This is a genomic window from Streptomyces sp. NPDC001502 (genome assembly GCF_042894785.1).
GTDB lineage: Bacteria > Actinomycetota > Actinomycetes > Streptomycetales > Streptomycetaceae > Streptomyces > Streptomyces kutzneri.
Map to the genome: position 1 here is coordinate 276,904 of NZ_JBIAVW010000009.1, position 15,871 is coordinate 292,774.

Here is a 15,871-nt window from a genome sequence, read left to right on the forward strand (position 1 = left end):
TATGAGCGCTACGCAGGCAGCACTGACCCAGCTCCTTCCGCTGGCGGGTGACACCTTCGACAAGAACAAGGTGACGCCCGGCCTCCTCGGCTTCATCGTGTTCGCGGCCCTCGCCGTCGGCGTGTGGGCCCTGATGAAGTCCATGAACCGGCACATGGGCCGGGTGGACTTCGAGGAGGCCCCGGAGCCGGCCGCCTCCGGCGGGGACGGCACTCGGGCCCCGTAAGGCCGGACCGGGACCGGTGCGGCGCTGCGGGGACCTTCGCGTGCATGCCGCCGCCCCGGCCGCCTCCGGCGCGGACGGCACCCCGGGCCCCGTAAGGCCGGGCCGGGACCGGTGCGGCGCTGCGGGGACCTTCGCGTGCACGCCGCCGCCCCGGCCGGGAAGCTGGTCGGGGGCTTTCGCGCGTGCGCGATCCGGCTGCCGGGTCCGCCGCAGGGCGCTTCCTGCGTTCCCTCCGCCCTCGGTCCGCTTTCCGGCCTGCGGCCCCGGCGGGTTCCCGCCCCTTCCGCTCCCTGGGCCACCACGAAGCCGCCCGCCGGGCCGGTGGCCGGCCCAGGAGCGCGCCCGGGACGCGCCGTGACCCACCCTGCCCGCCGGGACGCGAGCGCGTCAGGCCCGCGGGACCCCCATGACCTCCCGCGAGTGCAGGTTCGGGACCAGGCCGAGCCGCCATGCCTGCCAGCCCTCCGCCGGATCCACCCCCCGGCCCAGGATCACCCCGTAGGTCTCCAGGCAGTCCTCCAGCCGGCCGTCCCGCGCCGGATGCGGCGCCTGCGCGAGGCGCCCCAGCTCCGCCCGCGCCTCCTCCGGCGCCGCCGGCACCGCGTACGGCAGCATCGTGCACCGCAGGAAACGCGCCCAGTCCTCCCCGCGCCGGTCCCCGTACGCGATGAACAGCCGCACCGCCTCCTCGCACAGGCCCAGCGCCTGCGACAGCCGGCCGTTGCCCGCGTCGATCACCGCCAGCTCCAGACACGTCCACGCCTCGCCGTGCGCCAGCCCGATCCGCCGGAAATCAGCCCGCGCGTCCACCAGCAGCTGACGGGCGAATCCGGAGTTCCGCAGATTGCCCGTCTGCGCCGCCCGCTGGTCCCGCGTCACCCGGCCCGAATGGTGGCGGGCGTACGCCAGCCCGTACACGTCCCGCATCCGCGAGAACATCGTCCGCGCCCGCTCCAGCTCCCGTACCGCCTCGTCGCGCTCGCCGCCCACCTCCAGCGCCTGCCCGAGGTAGTACTGCGTCCACGCCTCCCCCCGCGCGTCCTCCGCCTCCCGGTGCCGGGCCAGCGCCTCCCGCAGCCCGTCCACCGCCGGCCCCGGATCCCCGTCCACCACCCGGGCCCGGCCCAACTGCGTCAGCGCCCAGGCCTCACCACGGTCGTCGCGGGTACGCCCGTACAGGTCCAGCGCCAGCCGCAGCTCCACCTCCGCCCGCTCCACGTCCCCGAACCGCAGGTGCACCTGACCCAGCTGGAAGTGCGCCCACGCCTCCCCGTGCACGCTCTCGCTCTCCCGGTGCAGCGCCAGCGAGGTCTCCAGCAGCCGCGCCGCCTCCGCCAGCCGCGCCCGGTCCCGCTCCACCGCCGCCAGCGCGTGCAGCCCCCACGCCCGGTCACCCGCCAGCTCCGGCGGCTCCTGCAGCACCAGCGCCTCCCGGATCCGCACCGCCGCCTCCGGAAGATTGCCCTGGTGGTGCAACGTGATCCCGAGCGAGACCAGCGCCATCGCGGCCGCCGCCTCCTGATCGGCCTCCATGTACTGGTCCACCACCGACGCCAGCGTGGTGCGGGCCTTGTCCAGCTCGCCCAGCTGGCGCGCCGCGATACCCGTACGCCACTGCACCGACCGCACCAGCCGCCCCTGCTGCCCCTTCAGCCCGTTCTGACCCGCCGCCACCACCTGCGTCAGCTCATCGATCTCACCCAGCCGGTACAGGTCCCCGCGCAGCAGACAGAAATCGCACAGCGCACCCAGCAGATCCAGCACCGCCTGCTGATCCACCCCCTCCGAATGCCGCAGCGCCGCCGTGATGAAGCTCGACTCGTCGTCCAGCCAGCGCAGCGCCGCATCCAGCGAGGTGAAACCGTGCCCCCCGACCGGCCCCTTCAGGAAGGTGTTCGCCCGCGTCGACATCTTCCCGTCGACCATCCGGATCACCGAGTCCGCGAGCCGCGCGTAGTCACGGATCAGCCGCTCGTGCGCCGCCGCGGCCTGCGCCCGGTCCTCGTCCGCCACCGACCGCGCCGCCGCGTACGCACGCACCGCGTCGTGCATCCGGAACCGCTGGCCGCGCACCCGCTCGATCAGCCCGGCCTCCCACAGCTCCTCCAGCGTGCGCAGCGCCGCCGCCTCCGGTACGTCCGCCAGCGCGGCCGCCGCCGCACCGCCCAGCGACGCCCGCCCGGCCAGCGGCAACCGCCGCAGCAGCTGCCGGGCGGGTTCGGCCAGCCGCGCGTCCGCCGCACGCAGCGCCGCCTCCACCGGGTGCGCCGCCGCACCGCCGGCCAGGGCCCGGCCCTCGCCCGCCAGCGGAGCCAGCAGCCGCAGCGCGAGCGGCAGCCCGCCGCTCAGCTCCACCACCGCGGCCAGGTCCTCCTCCGCGACACCCGCCGGACCCGCCGGACCCGCCGGACCTGACGCACCCGCCGGACCTGACGCACCCGCCGTACCCGCCCGCGGCGCCCGGAGCAGCTCCGCCGCCTCCCGCGGAGCCAGCCGCTCCACCGGCAGCTGGTACACCCACGCCGCCAGATCCGCCGTCAGCTCCAACGGCTCCCGCGCCGTCACCAGCACCAGGCTCTCGGAACGCTCCGGAACCAGCATCCGTACCTGCGCCGCGTCCACCGCGTCGTCCAGCAGCACCGTCACCGGCAGCCCCTGCAGATGCTGGTGATACAGCTCGCCCAGGCGCCGCACCTGCTGCTCCGCCGACGCACCCTCGCGGAACAGCAACTGCTCGCGGGGCGCACCCAGCCGGTTCATCAGGTGCAGCAGCGCCTCCCGGGTGGCCAGCGGCGCCTCCCCGGACGCCTCCCCGGCCGAACCGCCCCGCAGATCCACCACGCACGCACCCCGGAACTGATCCCGCAGACCGTGCGCCGCAGCCAGCGCCAGCGCCGTACGGCCCACCCCCGGCTCACCGTGCAGCACCACCACCACCGGCCGGGTCTCCGTACTGGCCCGGGCCGCCTGCACCCACTGCGCGATCCGCGTCAGCTCGGACCGCCGCCCCGCGAACACCTCCGCCGGAGCCGGCAGGTGCCCGAAGGAATGCTCCAGCGCACTGCGCCGCCGCGCCTCCGCGCTGCGGTCCGCCCCCCGCAGCCGCGGAGCGGGCCGCGCCGCGGGCCGGGCCGCCGCGGGCCGGGCCGCCCGGGCCGCCGCGGCCACCGCACGCTGCTGCTCCAGGAACGGCCGTATCCCGCGCACCTCCAGCGCCGACAGCCACTGCAGCTTCAACTGCTCCGGCCCGCCCGGCCGGCCCCGCTCCCCGGCCCGCCGGTTCGCGGCCGGCAGGTGCAGCGCCGTCACCTTCACCACCGTCGCCACCGCACCGGAGATCCCCACCACGGCCCCCGCGGTCAGCGCCGTACCGGCCGCGACACCCAGCGACAGGTCCGCACCCACGGCCGTGGCCGCCGCGACCGCCGTCACCAGCAACGCCGTGGAATGGTTGCCCCGCCGGAAGGCCTCACCGAGCGACTGCTCCCCGGCCGCCGCCTCGTCCAGAGCCCGCACGTACGCCTCGTACTCCGGCGCGGCGCTCGCGGCGAGCGCGTCCAGCGCGTCCCGGCCCCGGGCCAGCAGCGTCGCCCGGTCGATGCCCGCACCCGTTCCCCGCTGCGCCGCGTCGTCCACGGCCCGCTCCAGCAGCCGCTCGGCCTCACCGCGATGGCTGTCCCGCATCGGCATCCCCCTCAGAGAGCTCCGGCAACGAGCCCCAAGTGTCCTGCGGGACTCCGCCGAGCGCGAGGGAATCTGAGCTAGTTCAGAGGGAACTGCGCACTCTCTCCTACAGTCGGGTCGAAATCAGTCAACCGGCATATTCGGAGGGCAACATGACGCTACGTCGCTTACGCACCGCTCTGGCGTCGGCCCTGTGCGCGACGGCACTGCTGCCGACGCTGACCGGATGCGAACCCCGGCCGCCCGCAAGGGGATTCGTCGCACGTCACGAGAAACCGGCCCAAGCCGACCGCGACAGCGCCGACTTCCTGCAGCGTTCGAAACTCGTCGAGCTCGTCACCGCCGACCTCAACGCCTACCTCGACGTCCCCCACCGGATCACGGTCGTCGCCCGCTCCTGCGCGGGCGAGGGCAGCGGCTACGACCCCGAGACCCACCGGATCGAGCTCTGCTACGACGACCTGACGGAGGACCGGGAACTGTTCGAGGAGGCCGGCCGCCGCCCGGCGGACGAACCCCTCTCCGAGGTCGTCCGGGAGACCCTCCACCACGAGGCGGGCCACGCACTCATCGACGCCCTCGACCTCCCGGTCCGCGACCAGGGCCGCGCCGAGGAGGACGCCGCCGACCGCTTCGCCCAGCTGATGCTCCTGCGCACCCCGGAGGGCGACCGCACCCTGCTGACCGCCGCCCGCGCCTACGACCTCGCGGCGGCGGCCGACCCCACCCCGGACCCCGACGACGAACACGCCCCGGACCCGGCCCGCGCGGAATCCCACCGCTGCGCGGCCTACGGCAACGCCCCGGCCCGCCACCCGGACCTCGCAAGCCCGGCCCGCGCGACCTGCCCGGCGACCTGGACCGCCACCCGCGACACCTGGACCCACGACCTGACACCGTTGCTCAGACAAGAGTGATCGCGAAATCGAACCATCTGATTTTCTGGTAATCCATGGATCGGTATGTAGCGTGCCGCATTTTGAGAAAGCCTGAATTTCAGGTTCATTGTCTCTCTATCATTTCCCCTGAGATATCAAGGGGGTTGACGTGCGTGAGGATCACGCGACGCTGGCTGCGTTGGGGTTCAGCTCCGACGACCTGGAAGCCATGGGGCTGAGCAGGCCCGCGACGGCGGAGCCGTCGGGGCTCATGGATGCCTACCTGCGTCGGAGCAACAAGAAGGAGGATCTGGCCACTCTCCGGGGACATCTTCGGGAACTGGTGCGCTGGGCGCAGGTCGAGGGAATTCAGATCCGGCACGTCTGGTTCGAGCAGCTCTCGGCCTCCAAGGCCTACGTGCGGCGGTGGGAGTTCGAAAAGGCCACGCAAGCGATCCTGAAAGGCAGGTCCAAGACGCTCGGCGTGTGGAAGACGGACCGCTTCGACAGGCGCGGGATGGGGGCGGTCGGGCGGATGCTCGACGAGTTCGACCGACGGCAAGCGCGGCTCGTGTCCATCTCCGAGGGGCTGGACTCCGCAAAGGGCGGGCGCTTGGTATTCGCGATCCTGAGCGAGCGCGCAAGAGAGGAAGCCAAGGACATCGCGAAACGCGTCAAGATGGGCCACGACTCACACAAGGCGGAGGGCCGGCGTGGAACGGGCAGGCCCCCGTTCGGGCTCTGCAGCGCACCGGGAAGCGGCAAGGTCGAGCCGAACCCCGACGAGTACGAGACCGCCCGTCGACTGGCGGACATGCTGCTCGACAGGAAGACCACGAAAGACACGGCGCACCGACTCAACGAGGAGGGCCACCGGACCCGAAGCGGTGCCACGTGGTCCCCCACCGCGGTGAGCAAGCTGGCTCAGTCCCCACTCTTCGCGGGCATGGTTCCGGTTCGGCGTCGCAAGACGGACGAGCACGGGAACGTCCTGGACTGTTGGGAGGGGTACGGCGAACCTCTGCGCGACGCCAAGGGCGAGGTCGTCCTGTGCGGCGCGGGCGTGGTGACTCCGGCCGAATGGTTCAGGATCAAGGCCTTGATCGCCGAGCGGACCGACAATCGCTGGTCGAGGGGCAAGCCCGAGGCGAAGTATCTGGGCACAGGCAGCTATCGCTGCGGAAGGATGCGGGACAAGGAAGGGACCGGGGAGTACGAACCCTGCGGCGGCGCGATGAGTCACCGTGGTGGGCGCTACCGATGTGAAGTCCGGCAAACGCGCGGCAAGTCGATCTGTCAGGGTGTTGTCACGCTGGCCGAACGAATCGACCACGCTGTGGGTCAGGCCTGGATCAGCCACATCACCTCTCTCGAACCGGACGATCCGGTGATCACCGCGATGGCGCGCCGCTGGCTCGCTTTTGCGGACCCCGAAACCCAGGCGAAGAAGGAAGAGACACAGAAGGCGCTCGAAGCGGCTCAGGAGCGCGTGAAGAAGCTCGAAGACGACTTCTACGTGTACGGGAAGATGGACGAAGCACGGTTCGAGGAGCTGAGTGAGGGGCAGCGAGCCCTCATCGAGAGCACGACCGCCGCCTTGGAAGCCCTTGACGCCGAAGCTGACCGCAAGCCCGTCATGCGGATCGATAGTCTGCGGGAAGCCTGGGGGAAGGCGGATATGAGGGACAAGCGAATGCTGTTGAAGTGCGCGCTGGGAGAAAAGGGAATCACGGTCCGGGCGGCGGCCCGACAGGGGGATCCCACGCCGATCCTTGCGCGACTCGAGTTCGACTGGCTCTCGAAGGCGGACGTCTCCGCCGGATCGTGACGCGGAACCTTGAGGCGGGGCGTAGGTTCCTGGCTCTCCGTCTTCTTCATCCGGGTGCTGATCGGGACTCACCGTCCTGCGCCACGCCTGGGCATTCGGGCCGGGCCTCGCCCGGTGCGCGAGGATGGGGGGCATGCCCAACCGACTTGCGCACTCCACGTCCCCCTACCTCCTCCAGCACGCGGACAACCCCGTCGACTGGTGGCAGTGGGAGCCCGCCGCCTTCGACGAGGCGCGCAGGCGCGGCGTGCCGGTATTCCTGAGCGTTGGGTATAGCAGTTGCCACTGGTGTCATGTCCTCGCGCACGAGTCCTTCGAGGACGAGCTGACCGCCGCGTACATGAACGAACACTTCGTCAACATCAAGGTCGACCGCGAAGAGCGCCCCGACGTGGACGCCGTCTACATGGAGGCTGTGCAGGCGGCCACCGGGCAAGGCGGCTGGCCCATGTCGGTCTTCATGACCGCCGACGCCGAGCCCTTCTACTTCGGGACGTACTTCCCGCCCGAGCCCCGGCACGGCATGCCCTCCTTCCTGCAGGTCCTGGAAGGTGTCCACGCGGCGTGGACCGGCCGCCGCGAAGAGGTGGGGGAGGTCGCGCAGAAGATCACAAGGGACCTGGCCGGCCGTGCGTTCAGCACCGAAGGCACAGGGAGGCCGACCGAGGAGTCCCAGGCCAATGCCCTGCTCGCCCTGACCCGGGACTACGACCCGGCCAGCGGGTGGTTCGGCGGAGGCGACACGAAGTTCCCACCGAGCATGATCGTGGAGTTCCTGCTCCGTCACCATGCCCGGACCGGGGCCGAGGGGGCCCGCGAGATGGCCGAGGGGGCGTGTGGGGCCATGGCCCGCGCGAGCTTGTTCGACCAGGTGGGAGGCGGGTTCCACCGGTACGTGCTGCGTCAGCATGCCGGTGGCGCCTTGGTACCGCACTTCGAGAAGATGCTCTACGACAACGCGCTGCTGTGCCGGGTGTACGCGCACCTGTGGCGCGCCACCGGGTCCGATCTCGCGCGCCGGGTCGCGCTGGAGACCGCCGATTTCATGGTCCGGGAGCTGCGCACCGACCAGGGCGGCTTCGCCTCCGCGCTCGATGCCGACAGCGAGGATCCGCTGACCGGGGCGCATGTCGAGGGGGCCTACTACGCCTGGACGCCGGCCCGGCTGCGCGAGGTGCTGGGGGAGGACGACGGGGATCTGGCCGCCGCGTACTTCGGGGTGACCGAGGAGGGGACCTTCGAGCACGGGGCGTCCGTCCTGCAGCTGCCCCAGGACGGGCCCGTGGTGGAGGCGGGCAGGCTCGCCGGGATCAAGGAGCGGCTGCTGGCCGCACGGGGGCTGCGGCCCGCGCCCGGGCGGGACGACAAGATCGTCGCCGCGTGGAACGGGCTGGCGATCGCCGCGCTCGCCGAGTGCGGGGCGTACTTCGAGCGGCCCGACCTGGTGGAGCGGGCGACCGAGGCGGCCGATCTGCTGGTGCGCGTGCACATGGACGGCCGGGCGCGGCTGTCGCGCACCAGCAAGGACGGGCAGGTCGGCGCCAACGACGGGGTGCTGGAGGACTACGGGGACGTGGCGGACGGCTTCCTCGCGCTGGCGTCCGTGACCGGCGAGGGGGTCTGGCTGGAGTTCGCCGGGTTCCTCGTCGACCTGGTCCTGGACCGGTTCACGGCCGAGGACGGGTCGCTGTACGACACGGCGCACGACGCGGAGAAGCTCATCCGCAGGCCGCAGGATCCCACGGATACGGCCGCCCCGTCGGGGTGGACGGCCGCCGCGGGCGCGTTGCTCTCGTACGCGGCGCACACCGGATCGGAGGCGCACCGTACGGCGGCGGAGCGGGCGCTCGGGGTGGTGCACGCGCTCGGGCCGCGGGTGCCGCGCTTCATCGGGCACGGGCTGTCGGTGGCCGAGGCGCTCCTGGACGGGCCGCGCGAGGTGGCGGTCGTGGGCCGTCCGGAGGATCCGGCGCTGGCGCTGCTGCACCGGACCGCGTTGCTGGGGACGGCTCCTGGGGCGGTGGTGGCGGTCGGTCTTCCGCGTGCGGCGGACGGCACCGGTGGTGAGTTCCCCCTTCTTGCCGAGCGCACACTCGTGCACGACCTTCCGACGGCGTATGTGTGTCGACATTTCGTCTGCGCGCGGCCTACGACGGAACCGGTCGAACTGGCCGAGCAGTTGGGTGTGATTCGTCCCTGAAGTGACCGGAGTGCCGTCAATTCCGGTTGCGCGTGCATGAGTTAAGAAACGTGCTTTTTATCTGCGATGCAGCTGAGTGTCATGTTCACTGCCTAATCTTTTGGCTTCGGGAGTCACCGAGACGGCGCACCGGGGGGTGCGTGCAAGGGGGAAGCGGGGGCGGCGGGCCGGGGGGCCCGCCGTGAGTCCCCGGGGGGTTTGCTGATCGCCGCCGGGGGGCGGCGGGTCTGTGGGGGGCCTTGTGTACACGTCTGTGTTCATCGCTGTCATTTCCCTGGCGCTCTTCTGGATGGCCGCATTCACGCTCTGGTGGCAGATGCACGCGTGGCGGACCCCCGAGGTGCTCGCCTCCACGCGTTTCGACCGCCCCGATGGGGACGGCCGCCTCGCCTTCTCGCTGCTGCTGCCCGCCCGCCACGAGCAGGCGGTCCTGGAGCACACCATCGACCGGCTGCTGGAGTCGAGCCACACCGACTACGAGATCATCGTGATCGTCGGACACGACGACCCCGAGACGGCCGCCGTCGCCGAACGGGCCGCCGCCCGCGCGCCGGCCCGCGTACGGGTCGTGGTCGACCACCACGAGACGAAGAACAAGCCGAAGGCCCTCAACACCGCCCTCCCGTCCTGCCGCGGTGACATCGTCGGAGTCTTCGACGCCGAGGACCAGGTCCACCCCGAGTTGCTCGCCCACGTCGACCACGCCTTCCGCTCCACCGGCGCCGACGTGGTCCAGGGCGGGGTCCAGCTCATCAACTTCCACTCCAGCTGGTACAGCCTGCGCAACTGCCTGGAGTACTTCTTCTGGTTCCGCTCCCGGCTGCACCTGCACGCCGAGAAGGGCTTCATCCCGCTCGGCGGCAACACCGTCTTCGTGCGCACCGAGGTGCTGCGCGAGGCCGGCGGCTGGGACCAGAACTGCCTCGCGGAGGACTGCGACCTCGGGGTGCGGCTGTCGTCGGTCGGCAAGAAGGTGGTCGTCGCCTACGACTCCGACATGGTCACCCGCGAGGAGACGCCCGGCTCGCTGGTGAGCCTGCTCAAGCAGCGCACCCGCTGGAACCAGGGGTTCCTTCAGGTGTACCGGAAGAAGGACTGGCAGCAGCTGCCCGGCCGCGGCCAGCGGTGGCTGGCCCGCTACACGCTGATGACGCCCTTCATGCAGGCCGCGTCGGGGGTGATCATTCCGCTCAACTTCGCCGTCGCGGTCCTCCTCGACGTACCGGTCGGCATCGCGATCATCACCTTCCTCCCCATGATCACGGCGATGGTGACCTTCGTGTTCGAGATCGTCGGCCTGCACGACTTCGGCCGCCAGTACGGTCTGCGCGTCCGCTTCGTGCACTACGTCAAGCTCGTGGTCGGCGGCCCGTTCTACCAGGTGATGCTCGCGGGGGCCGCGATCCGTGCGGTCTGGCGCGAGCAGCGCGGCCGCAACGAGTGGGAGCTGACCAGCCACACCGGCGCCCACCTGACCGCCACTGCCGCCGCGACCCCGACCGCCACCGCCGCCGCCACTGTGCAGGCCACCGCGCCCGCGTACGCCACGGCGCCCGCTCCCGTCCCCACCACCGCCGCACCCGGTGTCGTCTCCGCCTCCACCGCGATCCGAGAGGAAAGCCGCCAGTGACCGCCACCCTGCCCACGGCCACTGATCCCCAGCCAGAGACCCGCACCGTCCCGGACCGCCGGACGCCCGTCGCCGGCGGCCTCGGGGTGCGCCCGGCCGCGCCCGCCCGGCCCCTCGTGCGCTTCCGCTCCTCCCGCCCCGACCTGCTGCTGTGCGGCGCCCTGCTGCTGGTGATCGTGCTGGTCCAGGGCTGGAACATCACGAACTTCCCGACCCTGAGCGACGACGAGGGCACCTACCTCGCGCAGGCCTGGGCCGTCCAGCAGGGCGACGGCCTCGCCCACTACACGTACTGGTACGACCATCCGCCGCTCGGCTGGATCCAGGTCGCGGGCCTGACGTACCTGCCGTCGCTCTTCGTGCCCGACTGGATGACCGTCGCGCCGATGCGGTTCTCGATGCTCGCCGTCTCCGCCGCCTCCTCCGTGCTGCTGTACGTCCTGGCGCGCCGGCTGTGGCTGCCGCGCTGGGCGGCCGGGCTCGCGATGGCCCTCTTCGGGCTGTCGCCGCTCTCCGTGGTCCTCCAGCGGGAGATCTTCCTCGACAACCTCGCCGTGATGTGGATGCTGCTGGCCTTCTGCCTCGCCGCGTCCCCCAGCCGCCACCTGTGGCACCACTTCGGCTCCGGGCTGGCGGCCGCCACGGCCGTCCTGACCAAGGAGACGATGCTGGTGGTGCTCCCGGCGCTGCTGGTGACCATGTGGCGCCACAGCCACCGTGACACCCGTAAGTTCGCGGTCACCGGAGCGATCACCGCCTGTGCGCTGATCGGACTGTCGTACCCGCTGTACGCCCTGCTCAACGGCGAGCTGCTGCCCGGCTCCGGGCACGTGTCACTCATCGACGGCATCACCTACCAGATGGGCCGCGAGGGCTCCGGCTTCATCCTCACCCCCGGGTCCGGCTCCAACGGCGTCTTCCGGTCCTGGCTCTACTACGACACCGTCCTGCCGCTCGGCGGGCTGGCCGGCGCCGTCCTGCTGCTCGCCACCATCGGCTGGTCAGTCACCGCCCGCGCGCTGGCCGGCCCCGCGCTCGCCGCCGTGATCCTCGCCGCCGTCGCGATGCGGCCCTCCGGCTACCTGCCGGCGATGTACGTGATCCAGGCGCTGCCGTTCCTCGCGCTCGTCCTCGCCGGGGGCGCGGCCAGCATCACGCACGCCGTGCTGCGCCGCCGCCGAGGTCCGGGTGAGCGCCGGCCGCGGGTGTGGGCGCGCCGGGTGCTGGTCGGCGTACTCGTGGCGTCGGCCGCCGTGTACGTGCTGCCGCGCTGGTACGACGGCAACCGCACCGCGCTGACGGTGGACGCGAACGCCCCGTACCGGCAGGCCGCGGACTGGCTCGGCAGCGAGGTGGCCGATCCGGCGAACACCCGGGTGCTGCTGGACGACGCGCTCTGGCTGGACGCCGTGCACCACGGCTTCGAGCCGGGGCTCGGCGCGATCTGGTTCTACAAGGCGGACCTCGACCCGGCCGTCACCAAAACCCTGCCGCGGGGCTGGCAGGACATCGACTACGTGGTCTCCTCGCCCACCGTGCGCCGTGACGCGGTGAACCTGCCCAACGTCAGGGCGGCGCTGGAGCATTCGGCGGTGGTGGCGGTCTTCGGGTCGGGCGAGGACCGCATCGAGATACGCAGGACCGACAGGACCGACAGGACCGACAGGACCGACAGGACCGGCCGCGTCGGCGGTGCCGACCGTACGAGTGGGAGCTGAGCCACCATGAGCGAGGACCTGTGGCACCTCCATGCCCCGGTCGATGCGGAGCTCACCGCTCCGAAGACCCTGACCGGCAGCGTCACCCTCATCATCCCGACCTTCAACGAGGCCGGGAACATCACCGAGTTGCTGCGCCGGCTCGGTGAGGCGCTGCCCGACCACCTGCCCTGCGAGGTCCTGTTCGTGGACGACTCCACGGACGACACCCCCGCCGTCATCGAGAAGGCCGCCGCCGACCATCCCTTCCCCGTGTCGGTCCTGCACCGGGAGACGGCCGACGGCGGGCTCGGCGGCGCCGTCGTCGAAGGGATCAAACGCGCGGACACCGACTGGATCGTCGTCATGGACGCCGACCTCCAGCACCCGCCCCACCTCGTCCCCGAGCTCGTCGGCGAGGGCATGCGCACCGGCGCCGACCTCGTCGTCGCCTCCCGCTACATCAGCGGCGGCAGCCGGGCCGGGCTCGCCGGGAGTTACCGCATCGCCGTCTCCCGCGCCGCGACCTGGCTGACGAAGGGGCTCTTCCCGCGCGCGCTGCGCGGGATCAGCGACCCGATGAGCGGCTTCTTCGCGATGCGCCGCTCCGTCGTCACCGCCGAGGCCCTGAAGCCGCTGGGCTACAAGATCCTGCTGGAGCTGGCGGTGCGCTCCCGTCCCGGCAAAGTCGCCGAGGTGCCGTTCGTCTTCCAGGACCGCTATGCGGGGGAGTCGAAGTCCACCGCCCGCGAGGGCATGCGCTTCCTCGCCCACCTCGCCTCGCTGCGCTCGGCCGCCCCGCTGGCCCGCATGATCGGCTTCGGGCTGATCGGGCTCTCCGGCTTCGTCCCGAACCTGGCCGCGCTGTGGCTGCTCACCCAGGCGGGGATGCACTACCTGCCGGCCGAGATCGTCGCCAACCAGGCGGGGGTCCTGTGGAACTTCCTCCTCATCGAGACCCTGCTCTTCCGCGACCGGCGCCGGCACCGCCACTGGGCGGACCGGGTGGGGCGCTTCGCGCTGCTCGCCAACGCCGATCTGCTGCTGCGCATCCCGCTGATCGCGGTGTTCGTCGCCGAGCTCGGGATGGAGGTGCTGCCCGCCACCGCCCTTGCCCTGGTCACGACCTTCGTCCTGCGGTTCGCGGCCACCGAGGCCCTCGTCTATCTGCCGCGCCACAACAGGAGCTGAGCCGCACAGAAGGGAACCTTTCCATGCGTCTGACGATCCGGCGGAAGGCCGGGCGGCGGGCCGCCCTGCTTGCCGTCGGGGCGATGACCGCGAGCCTGCTGCTCACCGCACCGCAGCAGGCCACGGCCGGTCCGCCCAATCTGCTCTCCAATCCCGGTTTCGAGACCGCCGGAGCCGCCGGCTCCGGCATGCCGTCCTGCTGGTCCAAGTCCGGCTGGGGCGACAACGACTTCACCTTCGCCACCGTCGCCGACGCGCACGGCGGCACCAAGGCGATGAAGGTCTCGCTCACCCGCCGTGTGGACGGCGACCGCAAGGCGCTGGTCACGGAGAACAGCACCTGCGCCCCGACCGTCACGCCGGGCAGGCAGTACGACCTGTCCGCCTGGTACAAGTCGAACACCCCGGACGTGTCGGTGACCGTGTTCCGCCATGACACGACGGCGGGCTGGCAGTACTGGACCGACCTGCAGAATCCGCCCGTCAGCGCGGCATGGGCGCGTACGGAGGTCCGTACGCCGGCCGTTCCGCCGGGCACCGACAAGATCGCGTGGGGTCTGTCGGTCTACGGGGTGGGCACGCTCACCACCGACGACTACGCGCTGGAGGAGGTGGGCGCCGTCCCGCCGCAGCCGGCCTGTTCGGGGACCGCGGAGGAGTGCGCCAAGGGCAAGTGGCAGGTGATCCCGGCGCAGAACCCGGTGCGTTCGATGCACGCGGTCGTGCTGAACGGGGGCACCTCCCAGACGGGGTCCGGGGGAGGGAAGGTGCTGCTGATCGCGGGCTCGGGCAACGACATCGCCCAGTTCAACGCGGGTACCTTCACCTCCGCCGTCTACGACCCGGCGAACGGGTCCTTCAAGACGATCCCGACCCCCGTCGACATGTTCTGTGCGGGCCATGTGCAGCTGGCGGACGGCCGGGTGCTGGTGATGAGCGGCAACAAGGGGTACCCGTCGGCCGACGGATCGATCGGCTACCAGGGGCTGAAGGACTCGTACATCTTCGACCCGGTGACCGAGAAGTACACGAAGACGAACGACATGAACGGCGGGCACTGGTACCCGTCGGCGACGATCCTCGGCAACGGTGACGTGATCTCCTTCGGCGGGCTGAAGGAGGACTCCACGGGCAATGTGACGGCGGAGAAGTTCTCGGCGGCGCAGAACAAGTGGCTGCCGATGAACGAGGTCAACCAGACCTGGTCGTACTGGGGCCTGTACCCGTCGATGATCCTGATGCAGGACGGGCGGCTCTTCTACTCGGGCAGCCACACCTTCGGCAACGGCACGCCGGGCACCGGGGCCTCGATCTACGACTACGACGCCAACACCATCACCGACGTGCCGGGCCTGCGGAACAAGGACGAGCGGGACGAGTCGGCGAGCGTGCTGCTGCCCCCGGCCCAGGACCAGCGGGTGCTGACCATCGGCGGCGGCAACAACGAGCGCAATCCGGCGGCCAACCGGCTCACCGACATCATCGACCTCAAGCAGCCCAGCCCCGCCTACACGGCCGGCCCGCCGATCCCGCAGGGCCTGGTCGACCAGGGCCAGGGCAAGCGGCCGCAGACCGGTGCCGAGGGCAAGATGTTCGTGTCGGCGGTGCTGCTGCCGGACGGCAAGGTGCTGGAGACCGGCGGCGGGCTGCACGACCGGGCCGACCCGGTCTTCGAGGCCTCCTTCTTCGACCCGACGACCAACACCTACCAGGCGGGTCTCGCCACCGACCCGATCCCGCGGACCTACCACTCGGCGTCGTTCCTGATGCCGGACGGCCGGGTCATGTCGGTCGGCGACAACCCGGGCAACGGGACGTACAACCACAACGTGTCGATCTACACCCCGCCCTATCTCTTCAAGGGCGCCCGCCCCCAGATCACCTCGGTGATCGACACGCAGTGGGTGTACGGGGACACGCAGCGGATCACCGTCAACCGGCCGGTCGCCAAGGCGGAGCTGATCCGTCCGGCAGCGGTCACCCACTCCTCGGACCCGAACCAGCGGTTCGTGGACCTGCCCATGACCGTCGACGGGAACAACATCGACCTGAACGTCACCAGCAACCCCAACCTGGCGCCGCCCGGCTGGTACATGCTCTTCGCGGTCGACGCGAACGGCATCCCGTCGATCGCGACCTGGGTGCACCTCGGCGGCCCGTCCGCGCTGGCGGCCACCCAGGAGCAGCCCTCCGCTCACGAGCACACCTTCGCCGACAAGCTGGGGCCCGCCAAGGAGAACCCGGCCAAGCGGGACTCCGCCCCGGTCGCGCCGAGCGTGGCCGGCTGCGACCGGCACTACGGCACGGTCAACGTGTGCGTACCGACCCGCTTCCCGGCCGAGGTGCAGGCGACGACGAAGGCCCGCTGCGACTGGCTGGCCTCCCACACGTACCCGAAGCGCCTCAAGGTCAACGGCAGCGATCCGCTGCGCCTTGACCCCGACCGCGACGGCCACGCCTGCTGAAGCCGGACCCGGCGACGGCGACGGACCGGGACCCTGCCTCCCCCCGGGGGCGGCAGGGTCCTGGTTGCGGGC

General features: G+C 71.5%; 9 protein-coding genes. 8 read left to right on the plus strand and 1 reads right to left on the minus strand.

The genetic code is table 11. From position 1 onward, the window contains the following. Nucleotide 1: 1 nt before the first annotated feature. Nucleotides 2–226 (plus strand): hypothetical protein, encoded by a 225-nt coding sequence (locus tag ACFY0D_RS18520; protein WP_301366995.1) that lies wholly within the window; start codon nt 2–4, stop codon nt 224–226. Nucleotides 227–613: 387 nt separating this feature from the next. On the opposite strand, the gene ACFY0D_RS18525 is transcribed toward ACFY0D_RS18520, so the two are convergent. Beyond that, complete coding sequence (locus ACFY0D_RS18525; protein ID WP_390799260.1) at nt 614–3,910, minus strand: tetratricopeptide repeat protein; 3,297 nt, start codon at nt 3,908–3,910, stop codon at nt 614–616. A gap of 152 nt (nt 3,911–4,062) precedes the next feature. On the opposite strand from ACFY0D_RS18525, the gene ACFY0D_RS18530 reads away from it, so the two are divergent. From ACFY0D_RS18530 to ACFY0D_RS18560, 7 genes are all read left to right on the plus strand, one after another. Further along, nucleotides 4,063–4,827, plus strand: a complete 765-nt coding sequence (locus ACFY0D_RS18530; protein ID WP_390799261.1) for a DUF4344 domain-containing metallopeptidase — start codon at nt 4,063–4,065, stop codon at nt 4,825–4,827. A gap of 130 nt (nt 4,828–4,957) precedes the next feature. Then, nucleotides 4,958–6,616 (plus strand): recombinase family protein, encoded by a 1,659-nt coding sequence (locus ACFY0D_RS18535; protein ID WP_390799262.1) that lies wholly within the window; start codon nt 4,958–4,960, stop codon nt 6,614–6,616. Between the two features lie 133 nt (nt 6,617–6,749). Continuing rightward, complete coding sequence (locus ACFY0D_RS18540) at nt 6,750–8,816, plus strand: thioredoxin domain-containing protein (RefSeq protein WP_390799263.1); 2,067 nt, start codon at nt 6,750–6,752, stop codon at nt 8,814–8,816. 241 nt (nt 8,817–9,057) lie between these two features. Then, nucleotides 9,058–10,446, plus strand: coding sequence for a glycosyltransferase (locus ACFY0D_RS18545; protein ID WP_390799264.1), 1,389 nt, complete (start codon nt 9,058–9,060; stop codon nt 10,444–10,446). Next, nucleotides 10,443–12,164, plus strand: coding sequence for an ArnT family glycosyltransferase (locus ACFY0D_RS18550; RefSeq protein WP_390799265.1), 1,722 nt, complete (start codon nt 10,443–10,445; stop codon nt 12,162–12,164). Before ACFY0D_RS18545 ends, ACFY0D_RS18550 begins: the two co-directional genes overlap by 4 nt. Nucleotides 12,165–12,170: 6 nt before the next feature. After that, complete coding sequence (locus tag ACFY0D_RS18555) at nt 12,171–13,334, plus strand: glycosyltransferase (protein ID WP_390799266.1); 1,164 nt, start codon at nt 12,171–12,173, stop codon at nt 13,332–13,334. A gap of 23 nt (nt 13,335–13,357) precedes the next feature. Then, a complete protein-coding gene (locus tag ACFY0D_RS18560) occupies nt 13,358–15,799 on the plus strand; it encodes a galactose oxidase-like domain-containing protein (protein WP_390799267.1) in 2,442 nt (813 codons plus the stop codon). Nucleotides 15,800–15,871: the final 72 nt, after the last annotated feature.

Bases quoted from the DNA above. Each gene is read 5' to 3' on its own strand.
- ACFY0D_RS18520 (WP_301366995.1), top strand. From the start codon at position 2: ATGAGCGCTACGCAGGCAGCACTGACCCAGCTCCTTCCGCTGGCGGGT.
- ACFY0D_RS18525 (WP_390799260.1), bottom strand. From the start codon at position 3,910: ATGCGGGACAGCCATCGCGGTGAGGCCGAGCGGCTGCTGGAGCGGGCC.
- ACFY0D_RS18530 (WP_390799261.1), top strand. From the start codon at position 4,063: ATGACGCTACGTCGCTTACGCACCGCTCTGGCGTCGGCCCTGTGCGCG.
- ACFY0D_RS18540 (WP_390799263.1), top strand. From the start codon at position 6,750: ATGCCCAACCGACTTGCGCACTCCACGTCCCCCTACCTCCTCCAGCAC.
- ACFY0D_RS18555 (WP_390799266.1), top strand. From the start codon at position 12,171: ATGAGCGAGGACCTGTGGCACCTCCATGCCCCGGTCGATGCGGAGCTC.
- ACFY0D_RS18560 (WP_390799267.1), top strand. From the start codon at position 13,358: ATGCGTCTGACGATCCGGCGGAAGGCCGGGCGGCGGGCCGCCCTGCTT.